The following is a 25,112-nucleotide window of genomic DNA, read 5'->3' on the forward strand; positions in this document are numbered from 1 at the left end:
TGAGCTACGCGCCGTGACGTTCGCGCGCGTAGCGGACGAGCGCCAAGAATCGATAGAGGCCGTGCACGAACTTGCCGTAGGGCATCGTGATGAAGAGCGCGAACACCGCACCGAGATGGAGCGCGAGCAGCAGGCCCATCGTGCTGGTCTCGCGTAGCAAGAGGAGGGCGAGCCCGGTTGCGCCGGTAAGGACGAGCATCGCCAGGAACGCGACGTCCATGGCGCGACTGCCCGCATCCATCATCGCAGGCTCACGCCTGCGCTTGGCGGTGTAGAGTCCGAGCGGACCGACCACGATGCCCAATCCGCCCAGCGTGCCGAGCACGACCGGCAGGTCCCACAACGGATAGGGCGCCTCACGGTGCAGAAGATAGTGATAGAGCGTCGCGACGCTGGTCGATGCGACGCAGAGCATGAAGCCCCAGAACGTCAGATGGTGATAGAACCGCCGGGTGTCGCGTGGCCGCTCGTCCTCGTTGTAGCAGCCGACGCCGCCGCCATCGAGATAGCGCAGGCTGGCTGCGTCGCGAACGGCGCGCAGCAGTGGACGTGGGCGCGTCAAGGTCGAGCTCGGCTCGCCGATATCATTCCAGAACGCCCGAGCGCCCGTGATGAAGGCGATGATGGCCCACAGGAAGGCGGCGCCGAACAACAGCGCCATCGCGTTGTGGGGCATGAGCGCGTAGAACGAGCCGGGGCCGTGCCGGCTTGCAAACACCGCGGCGGGATCGTTGAAGGCCACGATGCCGACGATGAACGCGGCCATGCTGACCACCGCGATGAGCGACACCGCGAGACCATTGCGCCTGAACAGCGGCGCCAGCGCGTGCGGCCAGGCATAGTCGGCATAGCTCTCGTGCCGCAGCCGGGCCAGAACGGAGGGGACGCGAACGTCGAACTCGTGCGGGGGGGAGAACTGGCAGTCGACGTAGCAGGCCCCGCAGGCATGGCAGAGATTGGCGAGATAGTTGAGGTCGCCGCCGGTGAAGGCGCGGCGCATCTCCATTGCCGGAAACACGGCGCAGAGTCCCTCGCAATAGCGGCAGGAATTGCAAATCGTCATCAGCCGATCCGCCTCGGTCAACGCTTCACTGCGCTGCATGTGTCGCTGCTCCCTGGCCGGCGATACGCCCGAACACGCTGCCGATCGTCATGCCGATTCCTGCGGCATAGCCGCGGCCGAGCACGTTGCCGGCCATGATCTCGCCTGCGGCGTACATGTTGTCGGCGGGACCGCCGGACTTCATCATCATCTTTGCGGCGTGATCGACCCGCACGCCGAGATAGGTGAAGGTAATGCCGGGCCGAACCGGATAGGCGTAGTAGGGGCCGCTATCGATGCGGCGCGCCCAATGCGATTTCGGCGGCGTCAGGTTCTCGGTGCGGCAATCGTCGAGGATGTCGGGATTGAATTGTCCGTCGCGCACCGATGCGTTGAAATGCGCGACGGTGGCGGTCAGCTTGTCCGGATCGAGGCCGAGCCTGCCGGCGAGCTCGGTGATGCTGGCCGCCTCGATCGCGGGGTAGAGCGACGGCATGAACAGGTTCGCCGATTTCGCGTCGAAGATGATGTAGGCGATCTGGTCCGGCTGAGCGGCAACCAAGCGTCCCCAGATCGCGTAGCGCTTCGGCCAGACGTCCTCGCCTTCGTCGTAGAATCGCTCAGCGTTGTTGTTGACGACGATGCCGAACACGACGCAGTCGAGCCGCGTGATGATGCCGCCGTCATATTTGGGGGCGCGCGCATCGATCGCCACCGCGTGGCACTGGGTCGGATCGCCAATGCTGTCGACGCCGGCGCCGAGCAGCATGTCGAGCACCGTACCGCGATTGTTGGGCGTGCCGCGGATCAGGAAGTTGCGCGCGATCTCGCCCCAGCCCTCGACCAGCCTGTCGATGTTGGCTTCGAAGCCGCCCGCTGCCGCAACCAGCGCCTTGCCGCAGATTCGCGTCCTGGCGTCACGCTGTCGGATGATCGCAGCGTCGAAACGGGTCTCATCGATGTCGAGCCCGACGACCTCCGCCTCATACAGCACGTCGACGCCGAGCCGCTCGGCGGTGAGATACAACGCATTGAGCATGGCCCGGCCGCCGCCCAGGAAGAACGAGTTGGTCCGCCCTAAGCTCAGCGTCCCGCCGAGCGACGGCTGGAAACGCACGCCCTGTGCGACGATCCAGTCGAGCATGTCCTTGGACTCGCGGATCATCAGGCGGGCCAGTTGTTCGTTGGTCTGGCCTTCGGTGACGCGCAGGAGATCGTCCCAGAACTCGTCCTCGGTGTAGGGGCCGCTCAACGTCGCGGTCGCCGCGTCATGGGCGCAGCGCATGTTGCGGGTGTGGCGCGTATTGCCACCGCGATAGAACTTGGAGGCGGCCTCCAGCACGATGACCGAGGCCCCGGCGCGCCGTGCCGCAATGGCGGCGCAGAGGGCTGCGTTGCCGCCGCCGACCACGACGACGTCGTAGGTCAGGGGATGGTCGGCGAGATCGCTCTGATCAGTCATTGCAGGCCCTCGCGGACGCAAGGCGGCGGGGCCTGGATCGGCTTTGGTCCGCACAGCAACGCCATCGGCATGTCAGCCGTCGGCCAAGCGATGATGGATGGTACGGAAGTAAAGGCTACAGTGGGCATAGAAATAGTATGCTATTGTATACAAAAATATGCAAGATAGGCTGTTGTTCGCAACGAGATTGTGAAATGGTGACCCCATGTCCTCGGAAGCGCCATCGCTCACCATCGATCGTGACAACGTCTCTCTCGGCGAAGCGGTATTTCGTGCGCTGTGCCATGCGCTGGAGAACGGCTTCTATCGCTCCGGCGATCGGCTGCGTGAGGACGAGGTCGCCCAGAAGCTGAACGTCAGCCGGACGCCGGTCCGTGAGGCCTTCGGCAAGCTGGTGGCCAAGGGGTGGGTGCAGCCGGCTGGTGGACGCGGCCTGATCGTGCGCAGTCTCGACGAGAATGAAGTCCTCGAGCTGTACGCGATGCGGGAAATTCTCGAAGGCGCCGCCGCCCGGCTCGCCGCGCAGTATGCCGTGTCGGCCGAGATCGCGGCGCTCCGCGACATTCATGCACGCTTTGTCAGCGGGGGGGACGACGCCGCCGAGCTAGCGCGGCTGAACCGGCTGATGCACGGTGCGATCCAGCGCGCGGCGCGCAACCGCTACCTCGATGCCGCCCTCGAGGACATGCATGTCGCGACAGCGCTGCTGGGAACCACGACGTTTGCGGCCGAAGGACGTGCGGCAACTGCCGCGGCCGAGCATGGTGAGCTGGTCGAAGCGATCGCGATCCGCGATCCCGATCGGGCCGAGGCGATTGCACGCGGGCACATCCGCGAGGCACTTCGAACCCGGCTCGGCATGAAGCTGAAGGGATAGGCGAGGGCGCTGCCGCCACCCGGCTGCCGCTTCGCCACCGGCTCACGGCAAAAGCAGAAGGCCGGCTGAGACAGCCGGCCTTCGATTGATCCCGTGATGGCGAGACGCTTTGGCAGAGATGCTCAGCAGCTCGCCTTGCCGCAGCGGGCCGCGCTGATCTTCTCGCGCAGGCCCTCGACGCCGACGGCGCCGATCACGACCTGCTTGCCGATCACGTAGCTCGGCGTCCCGTTCATGCCCATCTCCTCGGCGAGCTTGAAGTTTTCCTCGATCGTCGCCTTGGCCTCGGGGCTCGCCATGTCCTTCTCGACGCGCGCCATGTCGAGCCCGAGATCCTTGGCGACCGCGAGCGCATGGGCCTTGTCGGCCTGGCCGCGGCCGCCCAGCAGCTTCTGGTGGAAGTCGAGATATTTCTGCGGGGCCTGCATGCGAACGGCGACGGCGACCTGCGCGGCCTCGACGGAGCCCTGGCTCAGCACGGGAAATTCCTTGAGCACGACCTTCAGCTTCGGGTCGCTCTTCATCAGCTCCATCATGTCGGCCATCGCGCGCTTGCAGTAGCCGCAATTGTAGTCGAAGAACTCGACGAAGGTGACGTCGCCATCCTTGTTGCCGAGCACGACGCCGCGCGGCGAGTTGAAAATGGTCTCGGCGTTCTTGCTGACGCTGGCCTCGTGCTTGGCCGCCTCGGCTGCCGTCTGGCGCTTCTGCAGCTCGGCCATCGCCTCTTCGAGCACCTCGGGATGCGCGATCAGGTAGTTTCGGACGATGGTCTCGATCTCGCCCCGCTGGCTGTCGGAGAAGCTCTCCGCCGACGCGAGCTGAGGCACGCCGCAGAGCGAAAGCGCGAGCAACATCGCGGGAATGAGCGTGCGGACTGACGGCATGAAGGAGGTCCTCTGGGTCAAATGATCGGGTCCTTGTCGATGGTCGTGACGGTATTTTGATATTCTGGATCGGATGATAGCAGTAGTTCAAAACTTCAGCGGGCGCCAACTCCGCTGTCCGACACCTACTGGCCGGAAAGCGGCTTTGCCGTGACGATGTCGTCGGCCCTGACCCAGCCCGGCGAGCCGACCGCGAAGCGGGTTTTTGCACGCGAGGCAAGCTCGCGCGCCGTCTTGTTGTCGCCACGCAGGAAGGCGGCCTGCGCCGAGGCGAGATCCGCCTCCGCATAATCGCCCTTGCGACCGTAGGCCATCGCGAGCTGGGAATAGCCGAGCGGCGCCTCGGATTCGCGCGCGACCGCCGCGCGCAAGATCGAGATCGCCTCGTCAGTGTAGGCTTTGTTCTCGGATGCCACCAAGGCCTGACCAAGTAACATCTCGATGAGCGGGGCGTTATTGGACAGGTGCACCGCCTTGCGCAGCGGAGCGATCGCCTCAGTGGGGCGGCCGCCCTCCAGCAGGGCCTGGCCGCGGACCTCGTAGAAATAGGCGTTGTTGGGTTGCACCTGGATCAGGGCATCGATCTGGCTCAGGGCGCTGCGCAGGTCGCCATGCAGGTAGGTGGAGATTGCCCTGGCGTAGCGGGCGGGCAGGCCGGTGTCCGACAATGGATAGCGCCGTGCCACCGTGTCCGGCCGTTCCATGAAGGCCGAGATCTTGGCACGGACCATGTCGTGGCGGAGCTGCAATGCGGGGTCGTCCTTCTTGTCCCAATAGGGGCTTTGGCGCGCGAGGCCCTCGAGCGCCTCGACGCGATCGGCCGGCATCGGATGTGATTGCAGATAGGGGTCGGCGCCGCGCGCGGCGAACAGGCTCTCATTGGTGAAGCGCTTGAACGTCTCGTACATGCCCTTCGGCGATTGCGCTGTCGCAGTGAGGAATTTCACCCCCGCACGGTCGGCGTTCTCCTCCTGCTGACGCTGATACGACAACAGCGATCGGCGGATGACCTCGCCCGGGGCCGACAGCGTCGCGGCGCCGGCATTGGCAAGGCCGCTGCCGCCGCCGCGCGCGCCGACCGCGAGGGCGCCGGCGCCGAGAATGGTGGCGATGATCATCTGGGTCTGGGCGGTGGCGAGCTGCTGGCGCAGCTTGGCGAGATGGCCGCCGGCGAGATGGCCGGTCTCGTGCGCGAGAACGCCGATCAGCTGGTTCGGATTTTCCGACTGCAGGATGGCGCCGTAATTGACGAAGATGCGGCGGCCGTCGGCAACGAACGCGTTGAAGGACGCATCGTTGATGATGACCATCTGGATGTTCTGCTTTTCGAGCCCGGCGACGCGCAGGATCGGCCGGGTATATTCACGCAGCAGCACCTCGGTCTCGGTGTCGCGCAGGATCGGCGGTCCCTTGCCTTGCTGCGCCGATGCAGGCGCGAGCGGCGCCAGCGTCACGGCCGCCGCGACGACCGCGGCAAGCCCGCCGGACAGTTTCTTGCGAAGCACGATACGGAGCGACATCAGGCGATCTTTGCAATTGGCGCGAGGCGCGAGACGGGCTATTGCCCACCAAACGGCGGAATGCGGCTCATCTGCGGCGAACGAGGCCCATGGGCTGACCCCGACCGGTTCACGGAGCGGGTCCGAACAGCCGGGGTCAATAGCAGATATCGATGGTGGATGCGACAGTGATACCGACATTGGAACAGCGGATCGCCGACCTGACGGCACCGTCCGCGCGCAGCAATGTTCCGCCGTTCATGGTGATGGACGTGATGGCTGCGGCCGAGCGGATCGAGGCGGGCGGTGGACATGTCATCCACATGGAGGTCGGCCAACCGGCGGCGCCTGCGCCACGAGCGGCCATTGCGGCCGCGCATGCCGCGCTCGATCAGGCCCGCATCGACTACACCTCGGCGCTCGGTCTGCTGTCGCTGCGACAGCGAATCGCGCGGCACTATCGCGAGACGCACGCTTGCGAGGTCGATCCGGCGCGGATCGTGATCACGACGGGATCCTCGGCCGGATTCATCCTGGCGTTCCTGGCCATGTTCGAGCCCGGCGACCGCGTGGCCGTGACCGTGCCGGGCTATCCGCCCTATCGCCATATCCTGACGGCGCTGGGCTGCGAGCCGGTGCTGATCGAGACCACGGCGGAGAACCGTCACGCCCTGACCGGCGAAGCGCTGCTCGCCGCGCACCGCAAGACGCCGCTGAAGGGTGTGCTGGTGGCAAGTCCCGCCAATCCGACCGGCACCATGATGTCGCGTGAGGCGCTGGGCGGTGTCATCGCAGCCGCACGCGACGCCGGCATCCGCTTCATCTCCGACGAGATCTATCATGGTCTGGACTACGCGTTTCCGGCGGTGACGGCGGCGGAGCTGTCGCGCGAGGCCCTGATCATCAACTCGTTCTCGAAGTACTTCTGCATGACGGGCTGGCGCATCGGCTGGATGGTGGTGCCAGATGCGCTGGTGCGGCCGATCGAGCGTCTGCAACAGAACCTCGCGATCTCGGTTCCGACCCTGTCGCAGATCGCGGCGGAAGCGGCGTTCGACGGCCGGACCGAAATGGAGGCCATCAAGCACGGTTACCAGGAGAACCGGCACATCCTGATCGAGGGTTTCCCGAAGGCCGGCCTGACCCGGTTCCTGCCGGCCGACGGCGCCTTCTACCTCTATGCCGACGTGTCCGACTTCACCTCCGACAGTTTCGACTTCGCCAAGCGGATGCTGGAGGAGACCCATGTGGCGGCCACGCCGGGCGTCGACTTCGATCCGATCCACGGCCGCAGCTTCGTGCGCTTTTCCTATGCGCGTTCGGCCGAGGACATGCGTGAGGCGGTGGCCCGGATCGCGCGCTGGTTAGGCTAGGGCGCGCGAGCCGCGTGCACTGACCAACATCATCGGCAACGGCATCGCCGCCGTGTTCGTCTCGTGGCGCGAAGACGAACTCGACCATGATCTCCTGCAGCGACGGCTCAATCAGCAGATCGATCCGTCGGATGTCGAGCCGGCCGTGACGACCGGCTGAGCGGCCTCCGGTCGGTCGTCACGGTCAAGAACGATCGCCATACGAAGAACGCCATATGAACAACGCCCGGCCAATCTGGCCGGGCGTTTTGCATCGAAGCGTCGGAGAGCGGGGGCTTACTGCCCGCCACCGAAACGGCGGGACCACCAGCCGGCCCGGCGCGGGGCCGCAGGGGACGAGGAATCGGTGGCCGCCGGTTCGGAGGCAACCGGTCCGGACGCCGCGACGTCGACAGCCGGAGTGGGTGCGCTGCTCTCGGCGACGTTGACGGCTGAAACCGCGCCCTCCGGCCTCGGCTCGGTGAGGAAGCTGACCTTCTCGCGAACCGTCGAACGGCGTGGGGTCTTCTCGGATTCCGTCTTCGGAGCCTCGCTCTGCTGCACTTCGGGCTGCCCCGGAGCAGCCTGTGGCATGGGCACGGAGGCGCCAGCGACTGACTCATCGGCCTCGGTTGCGGCCGACGCATGGACCGGCGCCGCAGGTTCTGCCGGCTCTTCCTCGTCGTGGTGGGAAGCGCCATTGCCGTCGAAATCGGCCACGGCGGCCTCTGCCTCCGATGCCGAAGCCGGCGCGAGCTCGTCGCCGATCGACGCGGCGAGACCTTCTTCCGCGCCACCGCGCCGACGACGACCGCCGCGGCGTCCACGCCGGCGCGGACGCCGCTCGCCGCCAGGCTGATCCGTCTGCTCGCCTTGTGCGAACGCAGGCTGTTCCTCCGACTCGTCGTCTTCGCCGTCGGTGTCCTCGGCTGACTGCTCGGCGGCAGAGCCCGGCTCGGCGGGCTGCAGTCCGGCCGTGCCTTCTGGGAGCGCGCCCTCGCGGGCCTCGCTGCCGCGGCCACGCCGGCGCCGTCGCCGCTTGCGGCGCGCGCCGTCCCGCTCGCCTTCGGCTGCGCTGCCGTCGGCTGCGTCCTCGGACAGGCCTTCGGTCTCCTCGGTCTCGACCTCGGATTCCGTCTCGATATCGAACGGTTCTTCCTCGTCGTAGATTTCCTCGGCCGCCAGCGGCGGGGCGGAGGCCTGCGCGGCGAGCAGCGCCTTGGCGGCCTCGAGCGTGTGCACCTGCTCGCCCCGATCGATGATGAAGGATTGCTGGCCGCTCACGCTCGGATCGGCGATGACGGCGAGCGAGACCTTGAAGCTGTTCTCGAGGTCACGCAGATGGCCGCGCTTGTGATTGAGCACGTAGAGCGCCACCTCGGTGCGGGTGCGGACCACGAGATTGTGGGTGGCGCCCTTCATCAGCGTCTCTTCGAGGCTGCGCAGCAGTTGCAGCGCCACCGAGGACACCGAGCGCACGTGACCGGTGCCGCCGCAATGCGCGCACGGCTCGGTCGAGCTTTCGAGCACGCTGGCCCGGATGCGCTGCCGCGACATCTCCAGAAGGCCGAAATGCGAGATCCGGCCGACCTGGATGCGCGCGCGATCCTGCCGCAGGCAGTCCGACAGCTTGCGTTCCACGGAGCGGTTGTTGCGCTTCTCGTCCATGTCGATGAAGTCGATGACGATCAGCCCGGCCAGGTCGCGCAAACGGAGCTGCCGCGCCACTTCCTCGGCCGCCTCCATATTGGTCTTGAGCGCTGTGTCCTCGATGTGATGCTCGCGCGTGGCGCGGCCGGAGTTCACGTCGATCGAGACCAGCGCCTCGGTCTGGTTGAGCACGATATAGCCGCCCGAGCGCAGCTGCACGGTCGGCGAGAACATCGCGTCGAGCTGGCTCTCGACGCCCATCCGGGAGAACAGCGGCTGGCCGTCGCGATACTGCTTCACCGCCCGGACATTGGTCGGCATCAGCATCTTCATGAAATCGTGCGCCTCGCGGTAGCCGTCTTCGCCGGCCACGAGGATCTCGTCGATCTCCTTGTTGTAGAGGTCGCGCAGCGAGCGCTTGATCAGCGAGCCTTCCTCATACACGAGGGTCGGGGCCTGCGACTTCAGGGTCATGTCGCGGACCGTTTCCCAGAGACGCAGCAGATATTCGAAGTCGCGCTTGATCTCGGGCTTGGTGCGGTTGGCGCCGGCGGTGCGCAGGATCACGCCCATGCCCTCGGGCACGTCGAGGTCCTGCACCACTTCCTTCAGGCGCGAGCGGTCCTGCGCCGAGGTGATCTTGCGGCTGATGCCGCCACCGCGCGCCGTGTTGGGCATCAGCACGGCATAGCGGCCGGCCAGCGACAGATAGGTCGTCAGCGCCGCGCCCTTGTTGCCGCGCTCCTCCTTCACGACCTGCACCAGCATCACCTGGCGGCGCTTGATGACTTCCTGGATCTTGTACTGCCGGCGCGGACGGAAGGTGCGCTCCGGCACTTCCTCCAGCACGTCATCGCCGCCGACGGATTCGACGAGCTCTTCCTCGATCTCCTCGCCGTCGTCCTCGTCGTCCTCATGGTCGCCGGACGCGGTGTCGGAGCCGTTCTCGTCGCCGGGCACGATGGTGACGCCGTGATCAGCATGTTCGCCCACGGCAGCGACGTCATCGTCGTCGTGCTCATCGTGATCATGCTCATGATGGTGGTATTCGTGATGCTCGTGCTCATCATGCTCGTGCTCGCCGTCATGATGCTCGTCGTGACCGTGGTGCTCATGGTCATGCTCGTCGTCGTGCTCGTCTGCCGCGACAGCCGGGCTGGCCGCCTCGGCAGGGTGCGAGCCGCCGGTCTGCGCGCTCGCGGCCTCCGCAGCTTCGCCGGAGGGCTGCTCGGCAGCAGCGTCATGGTCCTGCGCGGCGACGGCATCAGGCTGGCGGTCGGCATGCTCGCGCGATTCGTCGGCTGCGCCCTGCCAAGCTTCGCCCGAGGCGTCCCGACCTTGAGCCTCGACCGGGCCTTCGGAGAAGCCCTGCGCCTCGCTGGGAGCGGTCGCGTCGGCGTGCGGCTGATCGTCCTGCGCATAGGCGCGGTGGTCTTGCGCCTCGTGGTCGGCCTCGTGCCCTTCGGTCGGGGCAGGGAGGCCCGCCTCGGCGACCTCGACGATCTCGCTCTGGACCCGTTCGCCGCTGCCGCGGCGCCGTGAACTGCGGTGCCGGTTGCGGCGGCGGTTGGAGCGGTTCTCGCTTTCCTCTTCGGCTTCGCGGTGCGCGCGCTCCTCGGCCTCGATCAGAGCCTGCCGGTCGGCGACCGGGATCTGATAGTAGTCCGGATGGATTTCGCTGAAGGCCAGGAAGCCGTGGCGGTTGCCGCCATACTCGACGAAGGCGGCCTGCAGCGAGGGCTCGACCCGGGTAACCTTGGCCAGGTAGATGTTGCCGCGGAGCTGCTTGCGTTGGGCCGTTTCGAAATCAAATTCCTCGACGCGGTTGCCGCGGACGACAACGACCCGGGTCTCTTCCGGGTGGGTAGCATCGATCAACATCTTGTTGGGCATATTGGAACTCTTGGAGGCGACGGGCGCGATTGGCCGCGAGCGCGTGGCGCGCTGTCGGATGACGCGACGGTCCACCTGATTCGGGGGTGAGGGGAAGGCCTAAACGCAGCTGGTCGCGCCGCGCCAACCCTGATGCCGGCGGGGCGATTGGCCGGACGGGGGTCTGGCCCCGCATCGGCGCGGATCGTCCGCTGGTCATGGTTGGCAACTCAGTCTGGCGCATCAAGCGTCGGCCCGTCTGGAATATGTGGGCGGCAGCGGGTGCCGCCTTCTCTGTTGCCGAAGGCCAGATTGCGCCGAAACGCTTGCCTGGATCGAATACCCACCCTGTCACGGGTGCGGTATCAGGCTATACCGTGTCTGACCTGGTGCCCGGGCGGTCTCTGCGAGGAGGCGCCCTGACAGGCGCCACTCGGCTCGTGACCGGCTCTCCGTTGCGGCCGCGCGGGATCGCGCAGGCTTTGGTGGAGCGTCGGAAAGGCGCTGGACTCTTCGCAACGACCGAGGACCCGATATCGAGCACCCCGATCACGAAGCTTCCGGCGTTTCACCGGAGGTTGAACGCGACACAACCGGCAGTAAGGATTAGCCTTCAGCCCTTCGTACATACGAGGAATGGTCAGGTCGCGCAAGCGAAGCGTCGCGGAACCGCAACAATCGGTGGCCTTTAACGAAAATGACAAAATTTGGCGGTTAACCCCTGGGATTGGTTGCGGTAAGACGATCCCGCGGAGGCATCGATTTGGCAATTGGCCGGGCGAATTACCTTTCCTTGCTGGGATGCGCGTCGCTGTGCGTCACGCAAATGTTATGTGCGGCGGTCATTCCGGCCCGCGCCCAGAGCGGGCCGGTCGGCCAGGTGCCGCCTGCCGTGGTCGGGCCCGGGTTCCCCATCGCCACCGACGCACGGGTCGCCGGCGATTCCCGACAGACCCGATTCGTGCTCGATCTCGACCGGACGGTGCCGTTTCGAACCTTCCTGCTCAGCGAACCCTATCGCGTCGTCGTCGACCTGCCCCAGGTCAGCTTTCATCTGCCCACTGGAGCCGGGACCAGCGGCCGTGGTTTGGTGAAGGCGTTCCGCTATGGGATGGTGATGCCCGGTGGGTCCCGCATCGTCTTCGATCTCACCGGCCCGGCTCGAATCGCCAACTCCACGGTGCTGGATGCCGCCAACGGTCAGCCGCCGCGGCTGGTGCTCGAACTGGAGGAGGTCGACGAGGCGACCTTCGCCCGCGCCATCGGCAGCGACAGCCGTCTTGCGCCCAGGCCTGCCGATTCAGGTTCCGCGACGGCGTCGGTCGCGGTCGCAGGAAACCCCGCGCCGGCAGTCCGGCCGCCGCCGACGACGGTCGCCATCGCCCCCCCTCCGACGGATGGTCCGCCGGACACCCGGCCCGTGGTCGTGATCGACCCCGGTCATGGTGGTATCGACTACGGCACCCAGGGCGGCGAGGTGCCGGAGAAGAATCTGGTGCTCGCCTTCGGCCAGGCGCTGCGCGACCGGCTGGAACGGTCGGGCAAGTTCCGCGTGATCATGACTCGCGACGACGACACCTTCATCCCGCTTGGAGACCGGGTCCGCATCGCCCAGAAGCAGTCGGCGGCTCTGTTCGTCTCCATCCACGCCGATGCGCTGCCGCGAGGTGAGGGCACTGCGCAGGGCGCGACCATCTATACGCTGTCGGACAAGGCGTCCGACGTCGAGGCGGAACGGCTGGCCGAGGCCGAGAACCGGGCCGACCAGATCGGCGGGGTCAATCTGACCGAGGAGCCGGCTGACGTCGCCGACATCCTGATCGATCTGGCCCGCCGGGAAACCCGCACGTTTTCCAACAGGTTCGCCCGTGTGCTGATGAACGACATGAAGACGGCGGTGCATATGCATAAGCGCCCGCTGAAATCGGCCGGTTTCCGCGTGCTCAAGGCGCCCGACGTGCCATCCGTGCTGGTCGAACTCGGCTATGTCTCCAATAAGGGCGATATGGGGAACCTGGTCTCCGACGCATGGCGGTCGCGCACGGCGGACGCAATGGCGCGGGCGATCGATGCCTTTCTGGCCAAGCGCATCGCCAACGCGGGCCCCGAGAGGCCGGACAAGCCGGCGGCGGTACGCGCAAAGCCCTAGTTTGGCCACAGCAACATCCGTATAAACGTGCTGCGAGGCACCCGGAATCAGTGAGGATTCCTTCTCGGCAGACTTGTGATAGGCTTGACCGCTGATAGGCTTGACCATGCGTTTCTCTGGCATGGGTCACGCGGCATTGCAGCCGACCGTGTGATTTTTGGCGGTAGCGCCTGTGGGTGCGCCGCGTCCGAGCCGAGAGACGAAACAAGAGTTGGAACGGATATTCGCCGATGCGCTTTCTGGTGCGGTTTTTGGGCTTCCTGTTCGCGGCCGGTACCGTCTTGTTCCTGGTCGGTGTGGCAGCAGCGGCCGGCCTGATCTGGCATTTTTCCAAGGACCTGCCTGACTACTCCCAGTTGCAGGATTATGAGCCGCCGGTGATGACGCGCGTGCACGCGGTCGACGGCTCGCTGGTCGGTGAATATGCCCGGGAGCGCCGGCTGTACCTGCCGATCCAGGCGGTTCCCAAGCTCGTGATCAACGCCTTCCTCGCCGCCGAGGACAAGAACTTCTACGAGCATGGCGGCATCGATTTCACCGGCATGGCGCGCGCCGCCGTGGTCTACGCCCAGAACTTCGGCTCCAATCGCCGTCCGCAGGGCGCCTCCACCATCACCCAGCAGGTCGCCAAGAACTTCCTGTTGACCAACGAGGTGTCGTTCGCCCGCAAGATCAAGGAAGCGCTGCTGGCGATGCGCATCGAGCGCACCTACTCGAAGGACAAGATTCTCGAGCTCTATCTCAACGAGATCTATCTCGGCTCGGGCGCCTATGGCATCGCCGCGGCGTCGCTGGTCTATTTCGACAAGTCGGTGAACGAGCTCACCGTGGCGGAGGCGTCCTATCTCGCCGCGCTGCCGAAGATGCCGGGCAGCCTGCATCCGATCCGCAATCGCGACCGCGCCATCGAGCGCCGCAACTACGTCGTCGATCGTCTGCTCGAGAACGGCTGGATCAAGCAGGCCGACGCCGACAAGGCGCGCAAGGATCCGCTGACGATCGCGAGCCGCAACACCGGCGCCCACATCTTTGCGGGTGAATATTTCGCCGAGGAAGTTCGCCGCGACATCTTCGAGCGCTATGGCGAGAAGAAGCTCTACGAAGGCGGCCTGTCCGTCCGGACGACGCTCGATCCGAAGATTCAGGTCATGGCGCGCAAGGCCATGGTCGCCGGACTCGTGAGGTACGACCAGGAGCAGGGCTATCGCGGGCCTGTCTCCAAGCTCGATACTTCGGGCGATTGGGGGGTGAAGCTCGCCGACATCAAATCGCTCTCGGACATCTCACCGTGGCGGATGGCCGTGGTGCTCGAGACCAGTGACCAGTCCGCCCGCATCGGCTTCCAGCCGCCGCGCGAACTCGGCGGCGCCGTCAGCAAGGAACGCCAGACTGGCCTGATCACGCTTGACGGCGTGAAATGGGCGCGGGCTGCGACGGCCAACGGCCGTGGCAAGGTGCCGACGTCGGTCGCCCAGGTGCTGCAGCCGGGCGACGTGATCTATGCCGATCCGCTGTACAAGGAAGGCAATCCGGTCGAAGGCCAGTATCGCCTCGAGCAACTGCCCGAAGTGTCCGGCGCGATGGTTGCCATGGACCCGAACACCGGCCGTGTGCTCGCGATGGTCGGCGGCTTCTCCTTCGACCAGAGCCAGTTCAACCGCGCAACGCAGGCCTACCGGCAGCCCGGATCGTCATTCAAGCCGATCGTCTATTCTTCGGCGCTCGACAACGGCTATACGCCGTCGACCCAGGTCGTCGACGCACCAATCGAGATCGACCAGGGGCAGGGCGGGCAGGTCTGGCGCCCCGACAACTTCTCGAACGGCAAATATCTCGGGCCCACGACCTTGCGCAACGCGCTGCGTCTGTCACTGAACACGGTGACCGTGCGTCTCGCGCAGGACGTCGGCATGCCGCTGATTTCCGAATACGCCAAGCGGTTCGGAGTCTATGACGAACTGCCGAATTACCTCTCCTACGCCCTCGGCGCCGGCGAAACCACGGCCATGCGCATGGTCACGGCCTATTCGATGATCGCCAATGGCGGCCGTCGGGTGAAGCCGACCTTGATCGACCGCATCCAGGACCGCTACGGCCACACCATCTTCAAGCATGATGCTCGCGAGTGCCGCGGCTGCGACGCCCCGGACGGCTGGAAGAACCAGAGCGAGCCGCAGCTGGTCGACCGCCGGGAGCAGGTTCTGGATACGATGACGGCCTACCAGATCACCTCGATGCTCGAGGGCGTGGTGCAGGCGGGCACGGCGACCGTGCTGAAGGAGGTCGGCAAGCCGATCGCCGGCAAGACCGGCACCACCAACGAGGCCAAGGACGCCTGGTTCGTCGGCTTCTCGCCGGACCTCGCCGTCGCCATCTACATGGGTTACGACAAGCCCCGGCCGCTCGGTAGGGGTAATGCTGCGACCGGCGGTCATCTGGCCGCGCCGATCGCAAAAGACTTCATGAAGCTCGCGCTGGCCGACAAGCCGGCCACGCCCTTCAAGATCCCGGCCGGCATCAAGCTGGTCCGTGTCGATGCCAAGACTGGCATGCGCGCGAGCCCCGGCGATGGCGGCCGCACGATCATGGAAGCGTTCAAACCTGGTACGGCGCCGCCGGACAACTACTCGGTCATCGGTGTCGCCGACGCCGATGGACGCGTGATGCCGTCGCAGAGCGGCGGCCAGCCTGATGCTGGCAGCTTCATCATCCGTCCAGGCACGGGAAGCCTCTATTAGGCATTGGGCCGGGCTGAAACTGATGCTGGTGCGGTGCAGAGCGATTGCGCTTTGCGCCGAGCGCCGTTACATCCCCCTGTGAGAGATGATGCTGCGGCGCTTCGAGCCGTGGCCTGAAGAGAGCGACATGCGCGCGGAAATCGAGAAAATCGTAGAAGAGATCAAGCAGTCGGTCGGGCTGCTGAGGAGGCATCTTTGACGTCGAGACATCGACGGCAAGGCTGGCCGAGCTGAACAAGCTCGCCGAAGACCCCAATCTCTGGAACGACCCCCAAAAAGCTCAGCGGCTGATGCAGGAGCGGACCTCGCTGGAGGATTCGCTCACCGGCATTGGCAAGGTCGAGCGTGAGCTCAGCGACAACATCGAGATGATCGAGCTTGGCGAGGCCGAGAACGATCCCGGTGTCGTCACTGAAGCCGAGAATGCGCTGAAGGAGCTGAAGAAGGAGGTCGCGCGGCGCGAGCTCGAGGCGCTCCTGTCCGGTGAGGCCGACAAGTTCGACACCTATCTCGAGGTCCATGCCGGCGCCGGCGGCACCGAGAGCCAGGACTGGGCGCAGATGCTGCTGCGCATGTACGCCCGATGGGCCGAGAAGCACGGTTTCAAGATCGAGTATCTCGAAGAATCGTTGGGCGAAGAGGCCGGCATCAAGTCGGCGACCATCCAGATCTCCGGGCATAATGCCTATGGTTGGCTGAAGACTGAAGCTGGCGTGCATCGCTTGGTCCGAATCTCTCCGTTCGATTCGAATGCACGCCGCCACACCTCGTTCTCTTCGGTGCAGATCTTCCCGGTCATCGACGACAGCATCAAGATCGACATCAAGGAGTCCGATGTCCGCGTCGACACCATGCGGTCCGGCGGCGCCGGCGGCCAGCACGTCAACAAGACCGAATCGGCGGTCCGGCTGACGCACATCCCAACCGGCGTTGCCGTGGTCTGTCAGGCTGGCCGGTCACAGCACAAGAACCGCGCCCAGGCCTGGGACATGCTGCGCGCACGTCTCTATGAGATCGAGTTGAAGAAGCGCGAGGAGAAAGCGGCGGCCGACCAGGCGGCCAAGACCGAGATCGGTTGGGGCCACCAGATCCGCTCCTACGTGCTGCAGCCGTATCAGATGGTGAAGGATCTGCGCACGGGCGTGCAGACGTCCGACACCGCCGGCGTGCTCGACGGCGATCTCGACGAGTTCATGGCGGCGACGCTGGCGCAGCGCGCGTTCGGCACGACGCCAGGCGCTGCGATCGAGGACGTCGATTGAGCGTGGCGCGCGTTGCCTTCATCGGGCTCGGGCGCATGGGCCATGGTATGGCCGGTCGTTATCTCGACGCAGGCTATTCCGTGGCGGTCTGGAATCGCAGCCGGGCGAAGGCGGAGGATCTGATCGCGCGCGGCGCGCGCTGGTCGACCTCGCCAGCTGATGCGGCAATCGATGCCGATGCGGTCGTTACGATGGTGGCTGATGACGACGCCTCGCGCGCGGTTTGGCTCGGGCCGGATGGCGCCGCGGCCACCATGCGGGTCGGCACGATCGCGATCGAATGCTCGACCGTATCGCGCGACCATGCGCTGCGTCTGTCGCGCGAGCTGGATGCGCGCGGCGTGACCTATCTCGACTGCCCGGTGACCGGGCTGCCCGACGCGGCCGCGAGCGGCAAGCTGACCTTGCTGGTCGGTGCCGACGCTGCCGATCTCGACCGCGCGCGGCCGTATCTGGCGCCGATCGGCTCGGCCATTCGCCATTTCGGGCCCGTGGGCGCCGGGACAGTCTACAAGCTGATCAACAACCTGCTTGGCGCGATGCAGATCGCAGGTCTTGCGGAGGGGCTCGCAATCGCCGAGCAGGCCGGCCTCGACATGAAGCTCGTGCTGGAGGCGATCCAGAGCGGCGTCGCGGCGAGCCCCCAGGTTCTGCGCCACGCGCCGCGCATGATCGCGCGCAACTTCGCCGATGCAAGCTTCACCGCGGCGCTCCGTCACAAGGATGCAGCCTATGCGCTGCAGCTCGCCGAGCAGCTGCTTGGTGAGCGTCCCATCATGGCCCAGGCAGCCGTCGATGCCTATGCGCGGGCGAAGGCGGCGATGCCGGATGAGGACGAAGGCCGCATGATCGAGCTGGTGTCGCGGCCGAGATCCATGCCGTAGACACACCAACGGAAAGCGGGTGGACGGCGCGAGTCTTCGCCTGCAAGGCTCGCGCAGATGAAACAGCGGCTTGCGGCGATGACATCCCAGAACGAGAGCATGGACGCGCGGGACTGGTCGCTGCTCGGCCTGCTCTCGCTGCTGTGGAGCGGATCGTTCATCTTCAACGGCCTCGCCTTGAAGGAACTGCCCCCGCTGACGCTGGTGCTGCTACGCATCGTGCTGGCGGCGGCGATTCTGCTGCCGGTGGCGCGACTGCGCGGGCTCGGCTTTCCCAAGGGGGTTGTCGGCTGGCTGCCGTTCCTTGCCGTGGCGCTGTTCAACAATGTCGTGCCGTTCTGCCTGATCGTGATCGGCCAGACGTTCATCACCTCCGGCCTTGCTGCCGTCCTCAATGCGACGACGCCGCTGTTCACAATCGTGGTGATGGCCGCCGCGGGAGAGGAAAGGCTGTCGGCCCGGCGGGCAGCGGGTCTGGTCGTCGGCCTCGTCGGGGTCGTGATCCTGCGGGGCGGACCGGGGCTCGGCGGCTCGGCAGGCGGCTACGGCATTCTGTTCGGTCTTGGCGCGTCGCTCAGCTACGGCATCGCCGCGCTGCTGGTGCGCCGCCATCTCGCCCATTCGCCGCCGCTTGCAACCGCCACCTTCCAGCTCTCGGCGTCCAGCGTGATGATGCTGATGGTCGCCGGCGCGGTCGACCAGCCCTGGCGTCTCCCGCTTCCCGGACTGCAGACCTGGGTCGCGGTCATAAGCCTTGCGGCGCTGTCGACGGCGTTCGCCTATATCGTGTTCTTCCAAATCCTGCGCCGCTCCGGGGCGACCAACGTGATGCTGGTGACGTTGTTGATCCCGTTGACGACGATCCTGCTCGGGTCGCTGGTGCTCGGTGAAAGTATCTCGTTGGGAGAGATCAGCGGTGCGCTGGTGATCGGGAGTGCGCTGCTGGTGATCGACGGTCGCATCTTCAGCGTCATTCGCCCTTCACCGCGACCGTTCTGCTGAACTGCACGCGCACCATCACTTCGTGCCGAACATCCGATCGCCGGCATCGCCCAGACCGGGCACGATGTAGGCGTGGTCATTCAGCTTCTCGTCGATCGCCGCGGTCCAGATCGGGATGTCCGGATGCTCCTTCTCGAACTTGGCGATGCCTTCCGGTGCCGCCAGCAGGCAGACGAAACGGATGTCGCGGGCGCCGCGCGTCTTGAGCAGCTCGGCAGCCGCGCAGGCGGAGTTGCCGGTCGCGAGCATCGGGTCCATCAGGATCACCGTGCGGTCGCTCAGGTCCTGCGGCGCCTTGAAGTAGTACTCGATGGCCTGCAGCGTGTTGGGATCGCGGTAGAGTCCGATATGGGCGATGCGCGCGGACGGCATCAGCGCCAGCATGCCGTCGAGGAAGCCGACGCCGGCGCGCAGGATTGGCGCAAGCGTCAGCTTCTTGCCGGCGATCTTCGGCGCCTTCATCGGCGCGATCGGCGTTTCGATGTCGACCAGCTCGAGCGGCAGGTCGCGCGTGACCTCGTAGGCTAGCAGCATGCCGATCTCGTTCAACAGCTCACGGAAGCCCTTGGTCGAGCGGTCACGCTCGCGCATCAAGGAGAGCTTGTGCTGGACCAGCGGGTGATCGACGACGTGAACGCTCGTGTTTGCCATGATTCAAGTCCAGCAGGATCGCAGGTTCTGTGGGAGATGGATGCGTGCCGGGCTCATGGCAGCACCTCGCGGCGGTCGGCGAGCATCGTCTCCGCCTGGCTGCGGCGCTCGGAGAGGAGCCCGGCGCTGACGTCCTGGATCAGGTTGAGCAGCACCTGCGCTTCGCTGAGCCGCGGCACGGTCACGTAGTCGGCGCCGGCAGCGTAGAGGTCGTTGACGTCGGCGAGCAGGTCGGCGGTCGCGATGATCTTGGCCGTTGCATTGATGCTGCGGACATGGCGCACCAGCTTTTCGTTATTGGCACCCTTGAGCAGCGAATCCGGGATGCTCAGGATGATCAGCTCGGCCTGGCCCACCCCCGCATGAATCAGCGTGTCGACGTTGCTGATGTCGCCATAGGTCACCTGGATGCCGCGATCGGACAAGGTTCGGAATACGACCGGGTTGAAATCGACCACGCCGATCTGCTCCAGCAGCGCCGGCTCGTTGCGCTCGATCTCGCTGAGCAGGGCGCTTGCCGTGCGGAAGAATCCGAGGAGAACGATCGGCCGTCCGGCGCCGTGTCCGCCCTCATGACCGGCCTCGCCATCCTTGCTTGCATCGAGGTCGCGCAGACCGATCCGCTTGAGCAGCGGGATGCTTCGCCGCGCAATCGGATCGGAGCGCACGATGACGAAGGTCGAGAGCACCGCGAGCAGCACGAAGGCAAAGGACGCCGCGCTCGACGTGCCGTTCTTGAGGTGCCCGGCGGCGGCGCCGGTCTGGATCACCACCAGCGAGAATTCGCTGATCTGGGCGAGGTTGAGCGCCGGCAGCAGGCTGGCACGCAGGCCCTGCCGCATCATGTAGAGCGGTGTGAACGTCGTGAGCAGCCGGCTCGCCACCGTGAACAGCGCGATCACGAGCGCCAGCCCCACCACGGACATCGTCGGGATCGGGATGGTCATGCCGAGCGCGACGAAGAACAGCGTGATGAAGAAATCGCGCAACGTGGTGACCTTGGCGGTGACGTCGAGCGCGTAGGGGAAGGTTGATAGCGAGACGCCCGCGACCAGCGAGCCCATCTCGCGCGACAGGTGCAGCCTTTCAGCGATCTCGCCGATCAGGAAGCACCAGGCCAGCGCGCCGAGCAGGATCAGCTCCGGAGTACGCGCGATGCGATGGAACACCGGCGGCAAGACGTAGCGGCTGAGGAGCAGGGCGATCGCGACCAGTGTGCCGGCGCGGGCGAACGACAGCAGGATCACGCTGACATGGAGGTCGTCGAGGCTCGGCTGCACCGCCAGGAACAGGATCGCGAACACGTCCTGCAGCACGAGCACGCCGAGCGTGATGCGGCCGGGCAGGGTGTCGAGCTCGCGCTTCTCGTACAGCACCTTGACGATGATGACGGTCGAGGACAGCGCGCAGGCGACGCAGAGATAGAGTGCGTCGTAGCTCTCGGCGCCCATCCGCATGCCGATCGCGACGAAGAACAGGATGCCGAGCGCGGCACCCCCGAGCAGTTGGACCCCACCAGCGATCAGAATCACCGGGCCGGCACGGATGATCTTCTTGAGGTCGATCTCGAGCCCGATCATGAACAGCATGAAGATCAGGCCGAGCTCGGAGATCACCGAAATCGACTCCTGGGACTTGACCCAGCCGGTGCCGAAGGGGCCAATGGCGAAGCCCGCGACCAGATAAGCGAGAATCGAGGGCTGGCGCCATCTATGTGCCGCCAGTCCAAGCACCCACGCAAACAGGATGCAGAGCGTGATGTCGCCGATCAGTTCATGCATGAAGCAACCCCCAAGGCGGCAACTTATGTCGTGCCGCCGCGCAAGGAAACCCGCAATCTGTCACATCCGGACGGGCGCATTCGCGCTGCTGCTCATCGCAGCTGTTGCGGCCGGCGCGGCGCAGGCCGCCGACGACGTGACCACCGGTTTCGCGAGCTCGCTGACGCCAGTTCCGGCGGAGCCCGTCACGGTCACGGGCGCCGTCTATGTCCCCGTCTATTCCAGCGTCGCGATGACCCCGGGCCGGGTCCAGGCCGATTTCTCGGTGACGCTGAGCATCCACAACGCCTCCGAGCAGCGGCCGCTGATCGTCCGGCGCATCAACTATTACGATACGGCCGGCACGCTGGTGGAGGCGCATCTGCGCGAGCCCGTCGCCTTGAGGCCGTTCGCGACCGTCGAGGTCTTCGTGCCCATCAAGGACACCCGCGGCGGCACCGGCGCCAATTTCGTCATCGACTGGGCCGCGACCGGTGAGATTGCCGAGCCCGTCGTCGAGGCGCTGATGGTCGGCGGCATCGGCGCCGGCCATTACGCCTTCATCAGTCAGGGCCGCCCGATCCGGCTGACCGGGCGGTGAGCGCGGGGCGGCTCAGGCCGCCCGCACGTTGCCGAGAAATCGGTCGACCTCCTGCCGCAGCCGGTCGCTCTCCCGCGACAGCGACTGCGCCGCCGACAGCACGTTGCCCGAAGCAGAGCCGGTCTGCGAGGCGCCGCGCTGGACGTCGACGATGTTGGTGTTGACCTCGGTGGTGCCGCGCGACGCTTCCTGGATGTTGCGCGAGATCTCCTGCGTCGCCGCGCCCTGCTGCTCGACGGCGGCGGCGATGGTCGAGGAGATTTCCGACAGCCGCTCGATCGTCCTGCTGATCTCGCGGATCGCCGACACCGATTCCTGTGTCGCTGCCTGGATGCCCGAGATCTGCTGGGCGATCTCACCGGTGGCCTTCGAGGTCTGCTCGGCGAGCGCCTTGACCTCGGACGCGACCACGGCGAAGCCGCGGCCGGCATCGCCGGCGCGCGCCGCCTCGATGGTGGCGTTCAGCGCCAGCAGGTTGGTCTGGCCGGCGATGGTGTTGATCAGCTCGACCACGTCGCCGATCCTCGCGGCTGCCTTCGAGAGCTCGTTGACGCGGTCGTTGGTGGTGCGCGCCTGATCGACGGCGCCGTTGGCGATGCGCGCCGATTCCTGCACCTGGCGGCTGATCTCGGTCACCGACGAGGTCAGTTCCTCGGTGGCCGAGGCGACCGACTGCACGTTCGTCGCGGCCTGCTCGGACGCGGCGGCCACGGTGGTGGCGAGCTCCTGCGAGCGCGTCGCGGTCGAGGTCAGCGTGCCGGCGGACGTCTCGAGCTGCGACGAGGCCGAGGACACCGTCTGCACGATGCCGCCGATCGCGTTTTCGAATTCGCTGGCGAGCTTGTTCATTCCGGCCTTGCGCTTGACCTCGGCCGAGTGCTGCACGGCCTTCACTTCCTCGCTGTTGAAACGGACGATCGCCTGCACGGTCTGCAGGTTGCGCAGCGCCTCGCCGAGCTCGTCGTCGCGCTCCACCGGAATGCGGTTGTCGAGCTTGCCGGCGGTGATGTTCTGCATGGCGTCGTTGAGCACCTTGAGCGGCCGCAGCACCGCGCGGATGCTCTGCAGGCTGAACGTAGCGCCGATTCCGATACCGGCCAGGATCATCACAGAAATGATCGCGAGCACCACCAGATATTGTCTCTCGGCCTCCTCGTAGAGCGCCTTGCCTTCCTTCACCTGGATCTGAACGAGCTTGTCGAGTTCGTGCTTGGCGGCCTCGAACAGATCATGCCCCTTGGTGGCGATATGCTGGCTCGCCTCGTCGAACTTGCCCTGCTCGAGCAGAGCCAATCCCGGCCTGATGCCTTCCTCCAGATAGGCCTTGCGCTTGATCGCGAAGGCATCGGCGACGATCTTCTCCTCCGGCGTCAGGTAGCTCGCCATGTAGTCGGCCCAGACCTTGGTGATCCTGGCGCTGTTTCCGTCCACCAGCGCCCTGATGCCGTCGATCGGTTTTCCGGCCTTGCCGTTCGCCGCCGCAGACTGTTGCGACGACATGTTCTGCAAGGTGCGATCGTTGATCTCGAGCAATTGCGCCAGCGGGATCGTGCGATCCTCGTACAGCGACTTCATGGCGACGTTGGTGGAGCGGGTCGACAGCAGGCCGGCCGCGCCGATGATCAGCATGAACACGCCCAGCACCGCGGCCAAGGTCGTCAGGCGCGCCCTGAGCGTACCCGTGAAGAGCGACAGGCGGTCGAACACCGAGCGGCGGCGGATGACGCCCGCGCTGATCGCGTAGCCCTGCGCCTTGTTCTGATTCAACAGCCCGTAGACCTTCTCGGCCTCGGCGCGCTGCTCGGCCGGCAGCTTGGTGCGGATGGAGGTGTAGCCCGTGATCCGGCCGTTCTCGCGGATGGGGGATGCGCTCGCCAGTACCCAGTAGAAGTCACCGTTCTTGCGGCGGTTCTTGACGGCGCCGGCCCACGGCTTGCCTTGCTTCAGCGTGTCCCAGAGATTGGCGAATGCGGCCTCCGGCATGTCGGGGTGGCGGATGATGTTGTGCGGCTGGCCCATCAGCTCGTCGGGGGTGAAGCCGGCGGCATCGACGAACTGGTCGTTGAAGTAGGTCAGCTTGCCCTTCAGATCGGTGCGCGAGACGATCAGCGTCTCGTCGGTGATCGGGTATTCGTTGTGGGTGACAGGCAGATTTTTGCGCACGGTATGACTCCAAATTGTCCCACCTGCATGCGGACACTGGATGCAGAGTTTCAGATCACCGCTTAGAAGGCGCCGACTCCTTAAAAGTTGCGTAAAACCTAGGCACCGTACGACTACGCACTGCTCATAAAGGTTGCAATTTGTATGGAATGCTCGCTCTCGCGCGCAAGTATGTGATTCAGCGTGCAGAAAGAGCTCCCGCGGCGCGGTGCACCCGGGGTCTTCGGCAGCGCCCCCTCGACGCGAGGGTGCAGGGAATGCCGGGTGAAGGCCTCACCCATGGCCCGCCTGCGAGAAGAATGCAGGCGGCAGGTACCACAGGCAAAGCCGTAACCGGCATTCCCTGCGCGATGGTTTTAACAACTTATACGCGATCTCCCCGGGGACCGGCTTTCTTGCCCCCGTCATCCGCGCCAGCGCATCTGCACCGGCACGAACTTGGCGCCAGCATCGGGGCGCCAGGACCACGCGACTTCATCGTCCGCGACCGCCATGCCCGTCGTGCATCGCAGCCCGCGTCCACCGCATCCCGCCCCAACGTCCGTGACGACGCGTACGCCCCTCGCAGAGAGGGCAGGATGGGGGGATCATACATGATTTCTGGAAAAAAGAAATAACAAAATCGCGTGGGAGAATTCGGATGAGGGAGTTGCTGCCGGGCGTGGTCCTCCCCTTCAGCCGAATGATGGGCACCCGCCCGCGGTGGGGCCGGCCACGTCTTCGTGCTCCCGGCCAAGCGATGATCAGCCGCGTGGACCGTTTCGGCGGTCCGCTTGGCCGTTCTTCACCGGTTCACGCGCCGGGCGGCTCTTCCGTTCGAAAGCCCGCCGCGGCGATGCCGGCGATCGCGCAGGCTTCGTCATTGTCGCCGAGATCGCCGGAGATGCCGACGGCGCCGAGCACCTGCCTGTCCGGTCCGAGCACCAGGACGCCGCCGGGCGAGGCGACGAGGCGGCCGCCGGTCGTGGCTGATAGCATCGTGAAGAATGTCGGCATGTTGCCGGCGCGACGGCTCAGCTCGCGTGATCCGAAGCCCATGCCGAGCGAGCCGAAGGCCTTGCTGAAGGCGATGTCGAAGCGGACGATGCCGGCGCCGTCCTCGCGCTGATAGGCGATCAGGTGTCCGCCTGGATCGAGCACGGCGACCGCGAGCGGCGCGAGGTTCTTCGCACGCGCTTCGCGCAGCGCGGCGTCGATGATGATCACTGCGTCGGCGAGCATCAGCATGATGTGCGGTTCCTCATTCAATCTGCGATAGTGC

16 protein-coding genes and 2 pseudogenes are annotated in these 25,112 nt (G+C 65.9%); 9 read left to right on the forward strand and 9 right to left on the reverse strand.

Annotated elements, in window-relative coordinates; all coding sequences use genetic code 11:
• Nucleotides 1-4: 4 nt before the first annotated feature.
• A complete protein-coding gene (gene tcuB / locus QX073_RS05580) occupies nucleotides 5-1,102 on the reverse strand; it encodes a tricarballylate utilization 4Fe-4S protein TcuB (RefSeq protein ID WP_316203577.1) in 1,098 nt (365 codons plus the stop codon).
• Nucleotides 1,089-2,504, reverse strand: coding sequence for an FAD-dependent tricarballylate dehydrogenase TcuA (gene tcuA, locus QX073_RS05585; protein ID WP_316173741.1), 1,416 nt, complete (start codon nucleotides 2,502-2,504; stop codon nucleotides 1,089-1,091). The genes tcuB and tcuA overlap by 14 nt, the downstream gene beginning before the upstream one ends.
• Nucleotides 2,505-2,709: 205 nt before the next feature.
• Between tcuA and QX073_RS05590 the strand changes: the two genes are divergently transcribed.
• Nucleotides 2,710-3,381 (forward strand): GntR family transcriptional regulator, encoded by a 672-nt coding sequence (locus QX073_RS05590; RefSeq protein WP_316225435.1) that lies wholly within the window; start codon nucleotides 2,710-2,712, stop codon nucleotides 3,379-3,381.
• Between the two features lie 122 nt (nucleotides 3,382-3,503).
• Here the strand turns inward: QX073_RS05590 and QX073_RS05595 are convergent, their stop codons facing one another.
• Together QX073_RS05595 and QX073_RS05600 are read right to left on the reverse strand one after the other, a co-directional pair.
• Nucleotides 3,504-4,268: a DsbA family protein gene (locus QX073_RS05595; RefSeq protein WP_315712195.1), complete on the reverse strand. Its 765-nt coding sequence runs from the start codon at nucleotides 4,266-4,268 to the stop codon at nucleotides 3,504-3,506.
• A 125-nt stretch (nucleotides 4,269-4,393) separates the two neighbouring features.
• Entirely contained in the window at nucleotides 4,394-5,788 is a 1,395-nt protein-coding gene (locus tag QX073_RS05600; protein WP_316191228.1) for a M48 family metalloprotease, read from the reverse strand.
• Between the two features lie 152 nt (nucleotides 5,789-5,940).
• On the opposite strand from QX073_RS05600, the gene QX073_RS05605 reads away from it, so the two are divergent.
• Both QX073_RS05605 and QX073_RS05610 read left to right on the forward strand, forming a co-directional pair.
• Nucleotides 5,941-7,140: a pyridoxal phosphate-dependent aminotransferase gene (locus tag QX073_RS05605; protein WP_315826864.1), complete on the forward strand. Its 1,200-nt coding sequence runs from the start codon at nucleotides 5,941-5,943 to the stop codon at nucleotides 7,138-7,140.
• Nucleotides 7,141-7,147: 7 nt separating this feature from the next.
• Nucleotides 7,148-7,300 (forward strand): annotated as a pseudogene (locus tag QX073_RS05610) (dicarboxylate/amino acid:cation symporter); the annotation flags it as partial.
• Between the two features lie 116 nt (nucleotides 7,301-7,416).
• On the opposite strand, the gene QX073_RS05615 reads toward QX073_RS05610, so the two are convergent.
• A complete protein-coding gene (locus tag QX073_RS05615) occupies nucleotides 7,417-10,662 on the reverse strand; it encodes an Rne/Rng family ribonuclease (RefSeq protein ID WP_316225436.1) in 3,246 nt (1,081 codons plus the stop codon).
• Between the two features lie 805 nt (nucleotides 10,663-11,467).
• Between QX073_RS05615 and QX073_RS05620 the strand changes: the two genes are divergently transcribed.
• The 5 genes and pseudogenes from QX073_RS05620 to QX073_RS05640 all read left to right on the forward strand — a co-directional run bounded on the left by QX073_RS05620 (nucleotide 11,468) and on the right by QX073_RS05640 (nucleotide 18,676).
• Nucleotides 11,468-12,790, forward strand: a complete 1,323-nt coding sequence (locus QX073_RS05620; protein WP_315751757.1) for an N-acetylmuramoyl-L-alanine amidase — start codon at nucleotides 11,468-11,470, stop codon at nucleotides 12,788-12,790.
• 230 nt (nucleotides 12,791-13,020) lie between these two features.
• The gene (locus QX073_RS05625) at nucleotides 13,021-15,528 is read left to right on the forward strand and encodes a penicillin-binding protein 1A (protein WP_315712186.1); all 2,508 of its coding nucleotides are present in this window, start codon (nucleotides 13,021-13,023) and stop codon (nucleotides 15,526-15,528) included.
• 127 nt (nucleotides 15,529-15,655) lie between these two features.
• Nucleotides 15,656-16,790, forward strand: a protein-coding gene (gene prfB / locus QX073_RS05630; protein WP_315712184.1) for a peptide chain release factor 2 whose coding sequence is annotated in 2 segments (ribosomal slippage) — nucleotides 15,656-15,724 and nucleotides 15,726-16,790 — 1,134 coding nt in all. Because the reading frame shifts where the segments join, the coding sequence is not laid out codon by codon here.
• Nucleotides 16,769-17,674: pseudogene (locus QX073_RS05635) on the forward strand (NAD(P)-dependent oxidoreductase); the annotation flags it as partial. The gene prfB and the pseudogene QX073_RS05635, both read left to right, overlap by 22 nt.
• Nucleotides 17,675-17,731: 57 nt before the next feature.
• Complete coding sequence (locus tag QX073_RS05640) at nucleotides 17,732-18,676, forward strand: DMT family transporter (RefSeq protein ID WP_316225437.1); 945 nt, start codon at nucleotides 17,732-17,734, stop codon at nucleotides 18,674-18,676.
• A 15-nt stretch (nucleotides 18,677-18,691) separates the two neighbouring features.
• Here QX073_RS05640 and upp read toward each other — a convergent pair whose 3' ends face one another.
• Both upp and QX073_RS05650 read right to left on the reverse strand, forming a co-directional pair.
• Entirely contained in the window at nucleotides 18,692-19,327 is a 636-nt protein-coding gene (upp, locus tag QX073_RS05645) for a uracil phosphoribosyltransferase (protein ID WP_315751689.1), read from the reverse strand.
• A 53-nt stretch (nucleotides 19,328-19,380) separates the two neighbouring features.
• Nucleotides 19,381-21,108, reverse strand: coding sequence for a cation:proton antiporter (locus tag QX073_RS05650; RefSeq protein WP_316225438.1), 1,728 nt, complete (start codon nucleotides 21,106-21,108; stop codon nucleotides 19,381-19,383).
• A 25-nt stretch (nucleotides 21,109-21,133) separates the two neighbouring features.
• Between QX073_RS05650 and QX073_RS05655 the strand changes: the two genes are divergently transcribed.
• Nucleotides 21,134-21,688 carry a DUF3124 domain-containing protein gene (locus QX073_RS05655; RefSeq protein ID WP_315751688.1) on the forward strand — a complete coding sequence of 185 codons (555 nt, stop codon included), beginning with the start codon at nucleotides 21,134-21,136 and terminating at the stop codon, nucleotides 21,686-21,688.
• A gap of 12 nt (nucleotides 21,689-21,700) precedes the next feature.
• On the opposite strand, the gene QX073_RS05660 is transcribed toward QX073_RS05655, so the two are convergent.
• Nucleotides 21,701-23,851, reverse strand: a complete 2,151-nt coding sequence (locus tag QX073_RS05660; RefSeq protein ID WP_315751687.1) for a methyl-accepting chemotaxis protein — start codon at nucleotides 23,849-23,851, stop codon at nucleotides 21,701-21,703.
• 792 nt (nucleotides 23,852-24,643) lie between these two features.
• The gene (locus QX073_RS05665; RefSeq protein ID WP_315751686.1) at nucleotides 24,644-25,078 is read right to left on the reverse strand and encodes a GlcG/HbpS family heme-binding protein; all 435 of its coding nucleotides are present in this window, start codon (nucleotides 25,076-25,078) and stop codon (nucleotides 24,644-24,646) included.
• Between the last annotated feature and the right edge of the window lie 34 nt (nucleotides 25,079-25,112).

The organism is Bradyrhizobium sp. SZCCHNS3052 (genome assembly GCF_032484495.1).
Taxonomy (GTDB): domain Bacteria; phylum Pseudomonadota; class Alphaproteobacteria; order Rhizobiales; family Xanthobacteraceae; genus Bradyrhizobium.

Coding starts and splice junctions, on each gene's coding strand:
- tcuB (WP_316203577.1), bottom strand. CDS start 1,102: ATGCAGCGCAGTGAAGCGTTGACCGAGGCGGATCGGCTGATGACGATT.
- tcuA (WP_316173741.1), bottom strand. CDS start 2,504: ATGACTGATCAGAGCGATCTCGCCGACCATCCCCTGACCTACGACGTC.
- QX073_RS05590 (WP_316225435.1), top strand. CDS start 2,710: ATGTCCTCGGAAGCGCCATCGCTCACCATCGATCGTGACAACGTCTCT.
- QX073_RS05595 (WP_315712195.1), bottom strand. CDS start 4,268: ATGCCGTCAGTCCGCACGCTCATTCCCGCGATGTTGCTCGCGCTTTCG.
- QX073_RS05600 (WP_316191228.1), bottom strand. CDS start 5,788: ATGTCGCTCCGTATCGTGCTTCGCAAGAAACTGTCCGGCGGGCTTGCC.
- QX073_RS05605 (WP_315826864.1), top strand. CDS start 5,941: ATGGTGGATGCGACAGTGATACCGACATTGGAACAGCGGATCGCCGAC.
- QX073_RS05615 (WP_316225436.1), bottom strand. CDS start 10,662: ATGCCCAACAAGATGTTGATCGATGCTACCCACCCGGAAGAGACCCGG.
- QX073_RS05620 (WP_315751757.1), top strand. CDS start 11,468: ATGTTATGTGCGGCGGTCATTCCGGCCCGCGCCCAGAGCGGGCCGGTC.
- QX073_RS05625 (WP_315712186.1), top strand. CDS start 13,021: ATGCGCTTTCTGGTGCGGTTTTTGGGCTTCCTGTTCGCGGCCGGTACC.
- QX073_RS05640 (WP_316225437.1), top strand. CDS start 17,732: ATGAAACAGCGGCTTGCGGCGATGACATCCCAGAACGAGAGCATGGAC.
- upp (WP_315751689.1), bottom strand. CDS start 19,327: ATGGCAAACACGAGCGTTCACGTCGTCGATCACCCGCTGGTCCAGCAC.
- QX073_RS05650 (WP_316225438.1), bottom strand. CDS start 21,108: ATGCATGAACTGATCGGCGACATCACGCTCTGCATCCTGTTTGCGTGG.
- QX073_RS05655 (WP_315751688.1), top strand. CDS start 21,134: ATGTCGTGCCGCCGCGCAAGGAAACCCGCAATCTGTCACATCCGGACG.
- QX073_RS05665 (WP_315751686.1), bottom strand. CDS start 25,078: ATGCTGATGCTCGCCGACGCAGTGATCATCATCGACGCCGCGCTGCGC.